The sequence below is a fragment of the Fibrobacter sp. genome, from assembly GCF_017551775.1.
GTDB lineage: Bacteria > Fibrobacterota > Fibrobacteria > Fibrobacterales > Fibrobacteraceae > Fibrobacter.
Genome location: NZ_JAFZKX010000028.1, coordinates 13,055 through 26,129, shown reverse-complemented (window position 1 = coordinate 26,129; position 13,075 = coordinate 13,055). Strand labels below are relative to the sequence as shown.

Here is a 13,075-nt window from a genome sequence, read left to right as displayed (position 1 = left end):
ACAAGCAAAAAAAAGCCGATTTTCATAAAAAAAATCGCAACTTTCCGCAAAATCAAGATATATATTGAAGTCATGCAGCCCCAAGCACTCAGACTTTCAGAAATTACGATTTCTAACCTCCGTTCCATTCAGCGACAAACTTTCCCGCTGAGCGGTTTCACTGCGCTCATCGGCTACAACAATGCGGGAAAGACGAACATCCTGATGGGCATACGGTGGCTCCTTTCGCGTTTTTCGCTGGACATTTCCTTTTTTGACGACCCGAACAACCCCGTCGAAGTCGAAGGCATTTTCGAGGGCATTACCGAGAACGTACTGAACCGACTGGGCGAAGAGAAGGCGACCGCCATCAGGCCTTTCCTGAACGGCGACATGATACGCATCAAGAAAATCCAGCGCGTCCCCGGCGAAATTCCCGAGAATGTGGAAATCTGGGCGTTCGTCCCGCCAAACCGCCGGACGGACAAGCGCAAGGAATGGATCCGGACCGACGACGTGTTCCGTTGCGCATTCAGCCGCATGTTCCCCGCCCCTATCGCCATCTGGGACTTCGAAGGCAACGAATCGCTCACCAAACTCCTGCACGAAATTTTCAAGCCGCTCGAAAGGCGCTTCGGCAATGAATTCTGCGACATCCTGAGCAAGTTCAGCGACATGCTCAGCCCCGGCAGCGAAAACCAGGCCGCCGAAATCCAGAGTTTCGACCACGACGTGAACGAAAAGCTCAAGCCTCTGTTCCCGAGCGTGCGAGTCGAGCTGAACATTCCCATCCCGACGCTGGAAACCTTCCTGAAGAAGGCGACCCTCAAGGTGATTGACGAAGACGACGGTTTCGAACGCGATATCGACCGCATGGGCGCAGGAAGCCAGCGCGCCATCCAGATGGCGCTCGTCCGCTACCTCTCCGAAGTCAAGAAGCACCACAACAACCATTACCTGAGCCGCACCATGCTGCTCATCGATTCTCCGGAACTGTTCCTGCACCCGCAGGCCGTGGAACTCGTGCGCGTCGCCCTCAAGAACCTCTCGAACGAGGGCTACCAGGTGATTTTCGCGACGCATTCCGCACAGATGGTCACGAGCGAAGACGTGAGTACATCGCTCCTGATCCGCAAGAACAAGGAACGCGGCACCTACATGCGCAAGCGAATGGAAGATGCCGTGCACCAGGTGATTCAGGATGCGCCCAGCCAGCTGCAGATGCTCTTCAGCCTGTCGAACAGCAACGAACTGCTTTTCGCCGACTACGTGCTTCTGACCGAAGGCAAGACGGAATGGCGTGTATTGCCGGCCCTCTTCGAACGACTGACCGGACAGAGTTTCGCCCTCATCAAGTGTGCGCTCGTGCGCCAGGGAGGCGTGAGCAACACCCGCAAGAGCATGCAGGTGCTATCGGCGATGGACATGCCCGTACGCTCCATCGTCGACCTGGACTACGCCTTCACCACCGCCACCCGCGACGGATTCCTCGAGGCGAATGATCCCGACATCAAGTTCTGCACCAACCTGTTCCGTGAACTCGCGTTCCGCAACCACATGCGACTCGTGAACGGGCGCCCCGTGAACAAGCACAGCAACATTTCCGCGGCGAAGGCTTACGCCATGATGGCCGCCATGCCCGAAGCGGAACGCCCCATCAGGAACATACACATGAAACTGCGCCAGCAGGGAATATGGGTGTGGACCAAGGGCGCCATCGAAGAACACCTCGGTCTCGAGGCGAAAAACGAAAGCGCCTGGAGCAACTTTATCGAACGCTGCAAGTCGCAGAACTTCATCCGCAACCTGCCCGACTACGACGGAATCGTCGAACTCTGCAGGTGGATCATCGACGGCAGCCACGAAGTATAAACACAGCTTTAAATCGCCGCAAACGCTTGCGCACGCATCGGGAAACCGACACCGCCTTGCGCTATGGCGCGATGCCAAATGATTTCAAGAAATCGCGGTGCAACTGCTTGTCGCCGTACTTGTCTTCGGCGCCTTCCTGCAGTTCTTCGGCGGCATAACCGCTCAATATGCGCTGCAGGCAAACCAAGCGATTCGATTCATCGTAGGTAAAATGGATGCGGAAAGTGCGGTAGGCGAGCACTCCCGTACAGGCGACTTCATCGATTGTCAAGCGGCGGCGCGAACTGTCAAACAGGTCCTTCGAAAAGTTCCCGCGGGAAAGTTGCACCCTGGCAAAACTGTCCAGGTCGAATTCGCTATGTTCCGCAATCCATCGGTTCTGCGCGGCAAATTCCTCGGTCGTATCGACGGTCCACAAGTCTCCCACCTGTTCCTCGACCCATCCCGCCTTCGCATCCGGGAAGGCATCCGCCATCGGGATATACGGCTTGATGTCAAGTACCGGAGTACCGTTCAGCAAGTCCGCTTCGTCTACATACAAAGTAAGGCCATCAATTTTCAGCAGGCGCACGCAGCTAAGCCCGATTGGATTCGGGCGGTAGGGACTGCGGCTCGCGAAAGTGCCCACGCGGTCTTTGCCCTTGGGCGGAACGGGCGGACGCGTCGTCGGGCGCCACCCCTCATTTTCGTGGAACTGGAAAATCACCCAGATGCGTTCGAATCCGTCCAGGTCGCGGAGCGCCATCTCGAAATTCTGTCCCTCGTTCAACACGATACGGCCAGGATGCCCAGCAAAAAGCCTCCCCTGACGGGGAGCCTCGTACTTGTAGACGGCATCGCCGAAAAATGTACCTATCGGAGTGATTTGCATAAAATCATTGTACAAAGCAACAATTTATCACGCAAAATTTAATAATTTATCAAATATGAATAACGAACCGATTGAAAATCTAAACCAAACACAAAGCGCCACAAATGAGCCTTCCTTCGTGGAACAGGTTCTAAGCTCTATTGGCGACCATGCTATCGACGCGGCCTTCGATACCGTAGTCGACAAAATATCAAGTATCGCCAAACCAGCAATTGATGCAGCTGGGTCTGTCGCAAACACAGCGATTGATGTAGCAGGATCAGCAGCAAGCACCGCTATTGACACCGCAGGGGCCGCCGCAAATACAGCAATCGATGTAGCAGGATCTGTCGCAGAAAAGGCTATTGACGCTGCCGGTCCTGTAATAGACCAAGCTATTGACGCCGCTGGAGAAGTAGCAGGAGGCATAATTGGCGGATTTTTAGACGGGCTCTAAATTGGCGCTTCTTTGAGGCGCATTTAGTACGGTTCGGCAATGCCAAAGCAATAGTTTGCTTTGTCGCAGCACTCACCTTTTACTAAATTTGCATCCGATGAAAGATAAAGCAAAAAAATTGATTGAAAAGTACGAGGAACTGGAATCGGAACTCGGGAACCCGGACGTTCTCGCCGACCAGGCCCGTTACAACAAGATTCACAAGCAGTACAAGGGAATCGAGAAGGCCGTCCTGAAAGCGAAGGAATACCTGCAAATGGTAAACGACCTCGACGAATGGAAGGGCGCCCTCGGCGATTCCGACCCCGAGATGGTCGCGATGGCCAAATCCGAAATTTCGGATATCGAAAAGAAGCTGCCGGAAGTCACCGACGAACTGCAGATTCTGATGGTGCCGAAGGACCCGTGGGACTACCGCAATGCGACCCTTGAAATCCGCGGCGGTACCGGCGGTGACGAATCGGCGCTCTTCGCAGGCGACCTGTTCCGCATGTACCAGGGTTACTGCAGCCGCATGGGCTGGAAGATGACCATCCAGGATGCAAGCGAAGGCACCGTGGGCGGCTACAAGGAAATCCGCGTGTTTATCGAAGGCGACAGCGTGTACGGAACACTCAAGTTCGAGAGCGGCGTTCACCGCGTGCAGCGCGTGCCCGAAACCGAAACGCAGGGCCGCGTGCATACTTCCGCCGCGACAGTCGCCATCCTCCCGGAAGCCGAAGAAGTCGACGTGGAAATCCGCGAAGCCGACATCCACATGGATACCTACCGTTCTTCGGGCGCGGGCGGCCAGTACATCAACAAGACGGACTCCGCCGTGCGACTCACCCACATCCCGACAGGCGTGGTGGTGAGCTGCCAGACCGAACGTAGCCAGCTGCAGAACCGTTTGCACGCCATGGAAATGTTGCGTTCCAAGATTCTTGACGCCGTAATCGCCAAGAAGGAACAGGAAGAAGCCGCCAGCCGCAAGGCATTGGTGGGCACCGGCGACCGTTCCGCAAAGATTCGCACTTACAACTTCCCGCAGAACCGCGTGACCGACCACCGTATCGGCCTCACGCTCTACAACCTGGACAAAGTCATCACCGGCGACCTCGACGAAATCATCAACGGTCTCCAGATGGCGAACGCCCAGGAAAAGCTCGGAAAGTTCAACGCTTAAGGTTTTTAGTCTATGCCGCAGATGACCGTTCTTGAAATTTTGAACCGCACCAAAGTCTTCTTCGAGAAGAAGGGCGTGCCCGACGCGCGCCTCGATGCGGAATACATCATCTGTTTCGGGCTCGGCATCAAGAAGCGCATGGACCTCTACCTGAATTTCGACAAGCCGCTCTCGGCCGCGGAACTCGACAAGCTCCGCCCGCTGGTAGCGCGCCGTGCGAACCGCGAGCCGCTGCAGCATATCGTGGGCGACACGAGCTTCCGCGGGCACACCATCAAGTGTGACACGCGTGCGCTGGTTCCGCGCCCCGAAACCGAGGAACTCGTCGACATGGCGAAGGAACGCCTCGCAAGCGTCGCCACCCCCTTCATCGTCGAAATCGGCACGGGCACGGGCGCAATCGCAATCGCCTGCGCCAAGGAAATCCCGGGCGCCAAGGTTCTCGCGACAGACGTCTCCGCAGAAGCGCTCGCGCTTGCGAAGGAAAACGCGGACGCGAACGAAACCCCCATCGAATTTGCACAAGGCGACCTGCTCGATGCAGTGAGCGGTGAAGCCATGGCAAAGGCCGCGGGCGACGCTTCCGCGAAAATCGACAGCCTTATCGCGAACCTCCCCTACATTCCCGACGGGGAAAAAGGAAAACTCCAGCCGGAAGTTGACAAGTTCGACCCGGAGCTCGCCCTGTACGGCGGACCCGACGGCCTTTCGCTTGTCCGCAAGATGCTCAAGCAGACCGAAGGCAGGCTCTCCGCGGGCGCATCCATCCTCCTCGAAATCGGGTCGGAGCAGGCAAGCGTCCTCGAATCAGAAGCCGCAAGCTACCCGTGGCTGGAATTCACGGGAATCCACAAGGACTTCTGCGGCAACATCCGCTTCGTAAGCTACAAAGCGAAATAATTTTTGCTAAATTAATTCTAAAGGGGATCAAAAGGAGAAAAATATGAAGCGAATTATTCTCGTCTTGTTCGTTGCTCTTTTTTGCGAAGCTGCATTCGCCCAGGACAATTCCGCACCCAAAAGAAGCAGTTTCTACGTCAACGCCGATTTGGGAGCCAATTTAACCAGTCTCAACAGAAATAGTTATGACGGAACTGGTTTCGGCTTCGTGGGAGAAGTTTCGCTAGGCATGCTCATCAAGGAAGCAGCAACCCTGCAGGGATCTTTCGGATTCTACACCATCGACGGAGATTACGACCTGCCCAAACAGTACGATAAATACGGCAAAAAAGTCAGGGAAATAAACGCTCTTGTCGTAGTCGGCGGCTTCGGAACCACGGTCTTTCCCTTCTCCCGCAGCCAGAACCCATTCCTGCACGGGACATTCTTCGGTGCAAAGGCCTTGATGGGTCTATCCTTCATAAGTGATCCCACTATTGTCATATTAGGCAATCACCGCTCTGACGATCTGGTCATGGGCATCGACTTGGAACTCGGCAAAGATTGGGAAATTTCCGAAAGGTTCTACATGGGTATCGGCATAAGATGGCGCTATCTCGGTATCGTCGATAGCGATGGCGAGAACTACCATGAGGATTACGACAGCAACGGCAATCACATAAATTCCCTGCAGGTGCTGTTCCGCATCAACCGCAAATAAGAACTGTTTTGCGGGCGTCCTAATCATTCGCAGACAGCGCAACCGAGAGCGCTGAGCACATATGTCTCGCTTTCGCCCATGCGGTAGAACGGGAGCAAGTCGCTGTCGTCGACAATCCCGTCCGAAAAGCCGTTCAGTTGGAGCTGTTCACCTATGCGGCGCTTGAACAGGGAAAATCCCGAATCCCAGGGGACGCTTTCGGGCACTTCATACACGCGGGACGCAACATCGGACTTGGTTTTCTTAGCCATATTTTACCTCTTTTTCAAAGAAAAGCACACAGACGTTTAAGTGCTTCTCTGTGCAGTAAAATATAGATTCACCGAATGTCATATTATGACATTTCGGCATTTTTCCAAAAAAAAAATCCGCCTATTCAATGACGGTCGCGACCACCTCGGCGTGACCAGCCTTGTCGAGCCCGATTTGCTTCGCCGCAGCGACGCTCAGGTCCAAAATACGGCCCTTGGCGTAGGGCCCGCGGTCGTTCACGCGCACAACGACGCTCTTGCCGTTATCCTTGCGCACCACCTTGAGTTTCGTGCCGAACGGCAGATTCTTGTGCGCGCAGGTGTAGTCGTTCTGGTTAAATATTTCCCCGCTCGCCGTCTTCTTCCCGTCGAATCCGGGGCCATAATAGCTCGCCTGGCCCTTGATCTCAAGCCCGATTTTCGCCTTCTCCTTTGACGCATACTGCTTTTCGGGAAAACGCACAAAACCCTTGCGGGCCGAAATGCTTTCCTTCTCGGCGCAACCGCACAGGACGACCGCGATGCAAAAAGAGACAATCAGGGCTACGCGCATAGGCCCACCCTATTCAAAATCGTACATGCTGTTGTACGTGTTCTCGAGAATTTCGTCTTCCTTGCTCTTGACTTCAGCCTGCTTCTCTTCGGGCTTCTTGCTCAAGGTCTCGTAATACTGTTCCGAAAGCTTGTCGATGTGCTCCAGGCTCTGCTTCACGCGCTTGCGCAGGCGTTCGAGATTATCGTCCGTATTGGTCCTGCGGTTGTTCAGCACCTTGGCGGCATACTGCCCCCACGGAGTCCTGCCGTACTTGTCGCGAAGCGTCCTGTAAATAGCGGTAGCGCTGTCGAGCCTCAGTTCAGGGTTCATCTGGTAGTAAACGGCCTTCATGTAGAGCGCCTGCACGCCCGCGTCCGTTCCGGGATACTGCTGGTACAAGCTGTCGAACACGTAGAAAGCATTCGCATATGCGGAATCCACGAGGTCCATCTGGTCGAGCGGCATTTCCGAAGCAACGGTCCACAGGCTCTCGGCGCGCATGTACATGTCACGCGCCTGGTCGTCCTGGGTCTTCATCGTCACCTTCATGCCCAGGTTCGCCTGCGCCTGTTTTGCATATTCGGTATTCGGGTACTTCTCGATGATTTCCTTGTAAAGCTCTTCCGCCGTATCGGGATCGCCCTTGAACTCGTCGTAAATGAAAGCACGCGCATACGATGCCCGCAACACCTTCACGGAATCGTCCGCATTCTCGATAATGCCGGTGAGGCGCGCAAGAGCGCTGTCCACTTCCGAAAGCTTGAACAAGAAGAGTTCGGCAATCTGGAATTCAGTCCCGAAGAAGCGGCCCATGTTCGGGATGGAGTCCTTCTTCACGTTATCGTTCTGCTTGCGCATCGAGAGCAGCCTGCGGAGCGCATCCCTGCGTTCGCGGCTCTTCTGCGCCCATTCGCATATGGTACGCGAAATAAAGCTGCTGTCGTAATAGACAATCGCCTTCTCGTAGTCGAGCGTCTTGTTCTGCTCGTAATCGCCAAGGTTGAAGTAACTGCGCGAAGCGAACTGCGACTTGGGATGCTCGGTATTCACCTTCTGGAAAATGACGAAGGCATCCGGATAGCGGCCGCCCAGCAGCGTGGCCTCGCCAATGCGCACCAGGTATTCCGCCTGCTTAGACTCGTATTCGGGATTCTTGTAGAGCGCCTTGTACTCGTCGGCACCCTTCAGGTATTCCTTCTTGTTGATGAGGCATTCCGCGGCCTGTTCACCAGAAGTCTGGCGTTCGCGCGTATTCAGCAACTCAATCTCTTTCGCGGTATAGTGCTCACGCGCCTTGTCCCAGTTTTCTTTCTTGAAGTACAGGCCGGCCAGGCGGAAATGCGCCTTGCCCTTCATGAACGGCGTGCCCGCGGTATCGGCAAGTACTGCCTCCAGAGCCTCAATAGCCTGGTCCGGATGTTCGGAACGTTCATCCAAAAGCGAAAGCAGGTTCAATCCCTGGAAATAGTACGGATGCTTCTTGTCGGCTACGACCGGTTCGAGAGCGAATCGGCTGATATTGTACTCGAGGTTCTTGTAAAGGCAGTAGGCGCGCTGGTATTCCACCGTACGCATGGAATCGTGGTCGGCGAAGTAGCGTTCGAACTCGTCGTACTTGATAATGGCCTTGCCCCACTCGCCCTTGTGACGGAAAGATTCGCCGATGAGGAACACGGCTTCGGCAGTACGCTTCTTGTTCTTGGGGAAGCGTTCCAGCACGCGGGAACCCTTCTCGATGACCTTGTCGTACTTCATGCTCTCTTCGGAAGAGGGCATCGAAGATTCGGGATCGGAAACACTGTCGAGACGGGCGGTTCGCATCTCGGTCGCCTCGTCGTAAATGCGTTCCGCATTGAACATGTGGTTCAAGTATGCGCAACAAGTGCAGCCATCGAGAACGAAAGCAGCAAAAATAATCAAGACATATGCCATGTAACGCATACGGAACATGGGAGTAAAGATACAAAAAAAAATTACTAGAAACCAGTTATTAGTTACGCCTTACGGGCTAGTTATCAGTCAATATTTACTGGGCACCTGCGGTGCAGTTACTAATTGATAGTTACTAGTTAAAATAATCGCGGATACGCCGCCAAACTATAAACTAGCGTTCAGAGACTAGCAAATAGCAACTAAGTTAGAACAACGAACTGCCACGCAGCGGCACTAGAATTCTTTCAAGTACGGAATGTAGTCGCAGAGCTTGAGGCCGGGCGGGAGCGCCGTCTTGTCGAAGCGCACCATGCGTACTTCCGAAGGCTTGCCGACAACGCGCGCGAGGATTTCGAAGTTGTCCTGAGTCTCCCATACCGAGGCGTCGAGCACGACGCTGTCGCCGCAGTCCGTCTCGCCGGTACTGCTGCCGATGCCCGAAATGCGGGAGTTCTGCTTCAAGAGGCGCGTGTAGATTTCGGGCGCCATGCCCATGTGGTTCGCCCTCACCGAGGAATCCGAAACCACCACGTGCACTTCGCGGAAATGGTTGAGCGAATCGAACACCACCGTGTAGGTATGCTTGTACGAACCGTCGAAGAATGTTTCCTGCCACACGTTCGCGCGGATAGGCCTGAAGTTTCCGATGGCATACTTCTTGAAAAATTCACCCGGAGTGGCACCGTAACGAACAAGGTAATGTCCGAGCATCGTCGTGAAGTCATGTTCCTTCGAAGGGGCGTTCGTTCCCTTGATGCTGTCGAGCGCGCGGTTCAGGTTCGCCGCAAGCCCGTCTGCCGCCGATACCGGAGCGGGCTTAGTGACGTTGGATTCTTGCAAGCGCTGGCGGATATCCGGATATTCCGGGTCGCGGTTCAAAATTTCCTGGAACTGGATGCGGGCACGGTCGAACTCGCGCCCCTTGAGGTACGAAAGCCCGAGCGCCTCGCGAAGCGGCAGGTTTTCGGGATAGCGTTCCACGAGCGGGGAGAGGATGTCCACCGCCATCTGCGCGCGGTCACGCGGAGTGAGGCTGACCGCCGCCCCCGTTCCCGGAGGAGACTTCTCACCGAGAGTCGCCGCCGCCTCCGAAGCCTTCGTGAAGCTCGGGTCGAGCGCGAGAATCCTCTGGTATATCTTGTCCGCCGCGTCAAAATGCCCGCGGTATTCGGCAAGGTAACCCTGCAGCAGCCGCAGTTCCATATTCACCGGGAACTGAGTGAGCGCATACTCCACCACCGCGGAGCTGCTGTCCAGGAGCCCCTGGTCGTGATAAAGCTTCGCCATGATTTCGTAGGCGCGCGGGTCCGCACCCGCCGAAAGGCTTATCGCCACATGGCATTCTGCGGCGGCCTGCGCAAGCCTTCCTTCCTTGAGCAAAAGCTTTGCAAACCAAAGGCGGGCATCGTAGAGTGCGGGAGCCTTCTCGGCGGCGACCTGCGCAAACTGCAACGCGAGCGACAAGTCCGAAGCGCGAGCAGCCTGGCGGCTTTCTATATACATGGCGACGCCACCCGGATAGCGGGCCTTGAGCAATTCCACGAACTGCTTCAGGCGATATTCTTCGCGTTCCGAAAGGGCGTTCTTTTCAAACAAAGTATTAAGTTCTTCCCACTGGACTTTGAGGACGTCCGGGTATATCATCACGATGGCTTCGAAAATTTCGATCGCGGCCTGGTAATTGCCGCCGTGAGAAAGTTCTACCGCACGGCGCAGTTCAGCCTGAGTCTGCACCGGAAGTCCCGAAACCCCGGCATTCAGGTCGGGCGAATCGCCACGTGCCACGGAGCCCGCAGAAGACAGCCCGAACGGGACCGCCTCGATCGAGACCTTAGACGGGCCGAATTCCTCGTACGCCTTGAAACCGCCCATGGCAAGGAGGGCTCCACAGCAAACGGCCAAGAACCAATAAGCTGCCTTACGGGCTGTAGCCGATGACTGAGACATTAAAGCTCCAGGAAGTCCGCGAGTTTTTCTTTATGTTCCTTGCTCTTCTGCAAACGGCGCAAGGTCTTGTTCTTAATCTGGCGGACGCGTTCACGGGAAAGGCGCAAGTCTTCGCCGATGTCCTTGAGCGTCGTATCTTCCACGGTATCGAGACCGTAGAACATGCGGAGGATTTCTTCTTCGCGGCGAGGCAGCGAGGCAAGAGTCTCCTGGATGAGCTTCTTGCGTTCGTCCTTCTCCATATCGTCGTCCTGGTTGCCGTCGGACCCGAGTACGTCCATGAGGGTGCTCACGGAATCCGAACCGCTACTGCCGACGTCGTCGCCGATAGGCGCATCGAGCGAAATATCGACAATCTTTTCCATGACTTCCACGATGTCGCGTTCGAACGGAGCGAACTCTTCCATGGAGATGGTCTTGTCGTAATCGCCGTTGTTGAGCATCAGGGCCCGCTTGAAGCGGTTCACCAGTGCAAGCTTGTTAGGCGGAATGCGGACCGCGCCAACCTGTTCAAACAGCGCCTTCTGGATAGACTGGCGAATCCACCACACGGCATAGCTGATGAACTTGACGTCCTTTTCCATATCGAAGCGCTTGGCCGCCTTGAAAAGACCCAGGTTCCCCTCGTTGATAAGGTCAAGAAGCGCAAGCCCTCTCCCCTGGTACTTACGAGCAACGCTGACGACAAAGCGAAGGTTGCCGCGAATGAGCCGTTGGAGGGCTGACTTGCGAATCTCTTCGCTCTCGTCGGACCGGATAATCGTCAAGAGCGCCATCTCCTCTTGCGGGGAGAGCGTCGGGTAGCGATTCAGGTCGCGAAAATAAAGCGCTTCGTTAAAATCACTCATAACCTTTACACCTATCAATCCACCTAGTAAAAAACTTCGGTCAATCAAATATGGCTTTTTACGCCTTTCCCGTCAATTCTCTCAATTTGTCGTAAGGGTAAATTCCCGAGTTGTGACCATCACTGAAGGTAAGCCCTGCGGCATACCGACCGACGGATTGTATTCTTGTAAGTTTTATGTCAGTTGCGACGGTAGATTCGTCCAACAATTTCTCGCCCGTATGTTCATCAACGCACAAAGCGCAAGGGCAAGCGAGACGCAGTTCGCGTATGGCGCATGCACCGCGAGTGCCGTCGTTCCACTCGAACCCGAGGCGCCCGTCCTTTGTCCTAAATATTTTCTTCGGCTGAATCATGCGTCCTCCACCGGAAGTTGTTCGAACTCGAAGTTGAAATTCTTGAGCACGCCATCGGCCTCAGACGCAAACATCGAGAGCGTGCGGACCGTTGCATCGGCGGCCTGCATAAAGGCCTTCGCCGACTCGGAGTTCGGGTAACGTAACACCGCAGGCGTACCTTCGTCACCGCAGCCCGCCACCGCGGGTTCAAGCGGCACCTTCGCGATAAGCGGCACGCCCCAGCTCTTCGCGATGCGCTCGCCGCCGCCTTCGCGGAATATGTTGTGGTGCTTGCCGCACTCGTCGCAAATGAAGTAGCTCATGTTCTCGACGACGCCCACCACAGGTACTCCCACGGAATCGAACATGGCAAGCCCCTTGCGGCAGTCGGCGAGAGCCACTTCCTGCGGGGTCGTCACCACGACGGCTCCGGCCATCGGGCAGTTCTGCGTGAGCGTAAGCTGGATGTCGCCCGTTCCCGGAGGGAAGTCCACCAACAGGTAGTCGAGCTTGCCCCACCGCACATGATGGATGAAGTGCTGAATCATCTGCGAAACCATCGGGCCACGCCAGATGGTCGCCTTGTCGGAGGCGGCGAACATGCACATGCTCACGATGCTGATGCCGCCCTTCGCCTCGACAGGCGCAATCGTATTGTCGTCAAAAACTTCCGGCGCCTTGTCGATACCGAACATGAGCCCCATGCTCGGGCCGTAGATGTCGGCGTCGAGAATGCCGACGCGGGCACCCGAGAGGCTGAGCGCCATGGCGAGGTTCGCCGTCACCGTAGACTTGCCCACGCCGCCCTTGCCACTGGCAACGGCCACCACATGCGAGACCTCGTTTATGTACGAAACTTTCGGAGCCTGCGCCGCCGTATTGGAGCCTTCTACGCGACCCTGCGCAGTAAAAGTCACCTCCACTTCGCTCGCGCCGAGACTCTTGACGATGGCGATGCACTGGTCCTTGAACCTGTCGCGGATGGGACACGCGGGCGTCGTAAGGCGCAAGTCGAAACTCACCTTGTCTCCGTCAATCTTCAAGTTCTGGACAAAGTTCAGTTCCACGATGTTCTTGTGCAGGTCCGGATCCTGCACCGCACGCAAGACACTCAAAATGTTCTGTTCAGTCAGTTGCATAATGGTCGCTGGTTGCTGGTCGATGGTTACTGGTCGCTTGGACCCAATCTTTTTTTCAAACGAAATTTAGACTTTTTCACAAAACAAAAAAAGACACATACCGACAGTACATGTCTTTTATAGAAAGAGAATTTTTTGAAAAAACAATTCTCAGCAGAGCGCA

At 55.3% G+C, this 13,075-nt stretch carries 13 protein-coding genes; 5 read left to right on the top strand and 8 right to left on the bottom strand.

Annotated elements, in window-relative coordinates; genetic code table 11:
- Positions 1 to 72 precede the first annotated feature (72 nt).
- Positions 73 to 1,851, top strand: a complete 1,779-nt coding sequence (locus tag IK012_RS03320; RefSeq protein ID WP_290950459.1) for an AAA family ATPase — start codon at positions 73 to 75, stop codon at positions 1,849 to 1,851.
- Between the two features lie 61 nt (positions 1,852 to 1,912).
- Here IK012_RS03320 and tsaA read toward each other — a convergent pair whose 3' ends face one another.
- On the bottom strand, positions 1,913 to 2,722 hold the full coding sequence (gene tsaA, locus IK012_RS03315) for a tRNA (N6-threonylcarbamoyladenosine(37)-N6)-methyltransferase TrmO (protein ID WP_290950456.1): 810 nt from the start codon (positions 2,720 to 2,722) through the stop codon (positions 1,913 to 1,915).
- Positions 2,723 to 2,777: 55 nt separating this feature from the next.
- On the opposite strand from tsaA, the gene IK012_RS03310 reads away from it, so the two are divergent.
- The 4 genes from IK012_RS03310 (at position 2,778) to IK012_RS03295 (ending at position 5,923) form a co-directional block, all read left to right on the top strand.
- On the top strand, positions 2,778 to 3,158 hold the full coding sequence (locus IK012_RS03310; protein WP_290950452.1) for a hypothetical protein: 381 nt from the start codon (positions 2,778 to 2,780) through the stop codon (positions 3,156 to 3,158).
- 97 nt (positions 3,159 to 3,255) lie between these two features.
- Positions 3,256 to 4,323: a peptide chain release factor 1 gene (gene prfA, locus IK012_RS03305; RefSeq protein ID WP_290950448.1), complete on the top strand. Its 1,068-nt coding sequence runs from the start codon at positions 3,256 to 3,258 to the stop codon at positions 4,321 to 4,323.
- A 12-nt stretch (positions 4,324 to 4,335) separates the two neighbouring features.
- Positions 4,336 to 5,223, top strand: a complete 888-nt coding sequence (gene prmC / locus IK012_RS03300) for a peptide chain release factor N(5)-glutamine methyltransferase (protein WP_290950445.1) — start codon at positions 4,336 to 4,338, stop codon at positions 5,221 to 5,223.
- A gap of 43 nt (positions 5,224 to 5,266) precedes the next feature.
- A complete protein-coding gene (locus IK012_RS03295; protein ID WP_290950442.1) occupies positions 5,267 to 5,923 on the top strand; it encodes a hypothetical protein in 657 nt (218 codons plus the stop codon).
- A gap of 23 nt (positions 5,924 to 5,946) precedes the next feature.
- Here IK012_RS03295 and IK012_RS03290 read toward each other — a convergent pair whose 3' ends face one another.
- The 7 genes from IK012_RS03290 to IK012_RS03260 form a co-directional block, all read right to left on the bottom strand.
- Positions 5,947 to 6,174 carry a hypothetical protein gene (locus IK012_RS03290; RefSeq protein WP_290950440.1) on the bottom strand — a complete coding sequence of 76 codons (228 nt, stop codon included), beginning with the start codon at positions 6,172 to 6,174 and terminating at the stop codon, positions 5,947 to 5,949.
- 121 nt (positions 6,175 to 6,295) lie between these two features.
- Entirely contained in the window at positions 6,296 to 6,727 is a 432-nt protein-coding gene (locus tag IK012_RS03285; RefSeq protein ID WP_290950437.1) for a septal ring lytic transglycosylase RlpA family protein, read from the bottom strand.
- A 9-nt stretch (positions 6,728 to 6,736) separates the two neighbouring features.
- Positions 6,737 to 8,659, bottom strand: a complete 1,923-nt coding sequence (locus tag IK012_RS03280; protein WP_290950434.1) for a tetratricopeptide repeat protein — start codon at positions 8,657 to 8,659, stop codon at positions 6,737 to 6,739.
- A 216-nt stretch (positions 8,660 to 8,875) separates the two neighbouring features.
- Positions 8,876 to 10,588, bottom strand: coding sequence for a tetratricopeptide repeat protein (locus IK012_RS03275; protein WP_290950432.1), 1,713 nt, complete (start codon positions 10,586 to 10,588; stop codon positions 8,876 to 8,878).
- The gene (locus IK012_RS03270; RefSeq protein WP_173379428.1) at positions 10,588 to 11,436 is read right to left on the bottom strand and encodes an RNA polymerase sigma factor RpoD/SigA; all 849 of its coding nucleotides are present in this window, start codon (positions 11,434 to 11,436) and stop codon (positions 10,588 to 10,590) included. The genes IK012_RS03275 and IK012_RS03270 overlap by 1 nt, the downstream gene beginning before the upstream one ends.
- A 58-nt stretch (positions 11,437 to 11,494) precedes the next feature.
- Positions 11,495 to 11,791, bottom strand: a complete 297-nt coding sequence (locus IK012_RS03265; RefSeq protein ID WP_173379427.1) for a DUF971 domain-containing protein — start codon at positions 11,789 to 11,791, stop codon at positions 11,495 to 11,497.
- On the bottom strand, positions 11,788 to 12,912 hold the full coding sequence (locus IK012_RS03260) for an Mrp/NBP35 family ATP-binding protein (protein WP_290950427.1): 1,125 nt from the start codon (positions 12,910 to 12,912) through the stop codon (positions 11,788 to 11,790). The genes IK012_RS03265 and IK012_RS03260 overlap by 4 nt, the downstream gene beginning before the upstream one ends.
- Positions 12,913 to 13,075 lie beyond the last annotated feature (163 nt).